Genomic DNA, 1,250 nt, shown 5'->3' on the forward strand with positions numbered 1-1,250 from the left:
CAGGGCAAGATCACGAACATTTTTCAACCAAACCAAGCTAGTAGTTGACCCAATCGCCAGCTTATGATCAGATACTGCCTTTTGCAAAAGGGCAATTCCGTGAACCTGAACGTATTTTCTGAACACTTTTCCAGCATCGAAGACACTCGCCAGTCCGCCAAAGTCACTTACCCACTGTTTGATGTGCTGTTTCTCACGCTATGCGCTGTGATTGCTGGCTGTCAGGGCTGGGAAGATATTGAAGATTTCGGCGAAGACAGACTGCCTTGGCTGCAAAAACTTGGATTTTTCGCGTTAGGTTTACCGGTACACGACACGATTGCGCGGATTATCGCGCGCATTGAGCCGACGCAATTACAGCAAAGTTTCGCCAATTGGATGCAGGCAGTGGCCGTGCTGACCGATGGCGAGGTGGTGGCGATAGATGGCAAAACACTCTGCAGCTCGTACAATCGAAAAAGCCGTCGCTCAGCTATTCACATGGTCAGCGCCTTTGCGACCGCCAATGGCGTGGTGATGGGACAAGTAAAAACCGAAGAAAAATCGAATGAAATCACAGCGATACCAGAGTTACTGGACTTACTGACCATCAAGGGGTGTTTGGTGACTATTGACGCAATGGGTTGCCAAAAAGAAATAGCAGCCAAGATTATTGAGAAAGATGCCGACTATTTGCTAGCCGTAAAAGGCAATCAGGAAAAATTGCACGAGGGCATCAAGGCCGCTTTTAGAAATCACCTGAAATCAGAGCCAGAGCAGCTCCAGTCCGTTGAAAAAGCGCATGGCCGTATTGAGTATCGTGACTACCATGTGCTTGATAGCAGTGTGTTGCCCGCTAACATAACCAACGCATGGGTTGATTTAAAAACCATAGGTTTAGCAATCAGTTACCGCATGACGAAGCACAAAGAAACACGCTTGGAATATCGCTACTTTATCAGTTCAGCGGCCTTAACCAGCAGCCGGTTTGCCAAGGCTGTCCGCAGTCACTGGGGCATCGAAAATAAACTACATTGGGTGCTTGATGTCAGCATGGACGAAGACGATAACCAAATCTTCCGCGGTCATGCCGCCGCCAACATGGCAGCCATGCGGCATCTTGGGCTCAATATGCTTCGCGCAGAGACCAGTAAAGCGATGAGCGTGCCACGTAAACAGCGCCGAGCCCATATAAATGAAGACTATCTTGAGCTGGTTTTACTGGCTGGATTAAGCATGAATGAAAAATGAGCACTCACGCTCTTGCCCTG

Annotated in this window: 1 protein-coding gene; it reads left to right on the top strand. The window is 48.7% G+C overall.

Annotation, left to right across the window (positions count from 1 at the left end):
* Positions 1–63: 63 nt before the first annotated feature.
* Positions 64–1,230, top strand: a complete 1,167-nt coding sequence (locus L5M49_RS25015; protein ID WP_411569125.1) for an ISAs1 family transposase — start codon at positions 64–66, stop codon at positions 1,228–1,230.
* The last annotated feature ends 20 nt before the right edge of the window (positions 1,231–1,250 follow it).

Source organism: Shewanella sp. SM74, assembly GCF_025653725.1.
GTDB classification, from domain to species: Bacteria; Pseudomonadota; Gammaproteobacteria; order Enterobacterales; family Shewanellaceae; genus Shewanella; species Shewanella oncorhynchi.

What these genes read in the sequence shown, in the direction of transcription:
- L5M49_RS25015 (WP_411569125.1), top strand. Translation starts at nt 64, where the DNA reads ATGATCAGATACTGCCTTTTGCAAAAGGGCAATTCCGTGAACCTGAAC.